The organism is Polaromonas sp. P1_E3 (assembly GCF_056405935.1).
In genome coordinates, this window is record NZ_JBFUBD010000830.1 from 1 (window position 1) to 588 (window position 588).

At 59.9% G+C, this 588-nt stretch carries 1 protein-coding gene and 1 pseudogene; one reads left to right on the forward strand and one right to left on the reverse strand.

What is annotated here, in order from left to right:
- The coding region (locus AC1D0Z_RS23790; RefSeq protein WP_477660572.1) for a GbsR/MarR family transcriptional regulator at positions 1-148 on the reverse strand (148 nt) is incomplete at its 3' end.
- A gap of 97 nt (positions 149-245) precedes the next feature.
- Between AC1D0Z_RS23790 and AC1D0Z_RS23795 the strand changes: the two are divergent.
- A pseudogene (locus tag AC1D0Z_RS23795) lies at positions 246-588 on the forward strand (AraC family transcriptional regulator); the annotation flags it as partial.

Sequence of the window (588 nt, forward strand, 5' to 3'; positions counted from 1 at the left end):
GCGTATCGGCGATGTCTTCGGCATGCAGCGGGCGGCCGTGGAAGAAAAGCAGGGCGTGGATTTGTGAAACAGTACGGTTCACGCCCCAGGCAGTGCCCATTTCTCCCCAGTGGACGACGAATTTGCGGGCGACGGGGCTGAGTTCCATGGCTCTGAATATACGCCGTCTGAAATTTCTGTCAAGACAGAAATAAAAGATTCCGAAAAGAAACAACAGCAAAGGCCCAAGCCCGAGAATACGGCGCATGACAGACATCAAGACCTACGGCATGTCCGAGCGGGCCGACCACCTCGATTTCGACATCCGGTCGCAACTGGTTCGGCCGCCACTGGTGCGGCCGCACCGGCATGAGTACTTCCAGATCCAGATCAGCCTGCAGGGCGACACCGAGCAGAACGTGGCCGGCACGGTGCGGCCCTTCCGGCGCGGCTATTTGAGTTTCATCCTGCCTTACCGTGTGCATGTGATCCCGCATCCTGAGGGGTCGCGCTACGTCATCATCAACATGTCGCAGCAGTTCCTGCGCCCCGGCCTCGATGTGGACCCGCTTGACCTGGAAGACGTGCCCCTGAGCCGCGCGCCTGAAC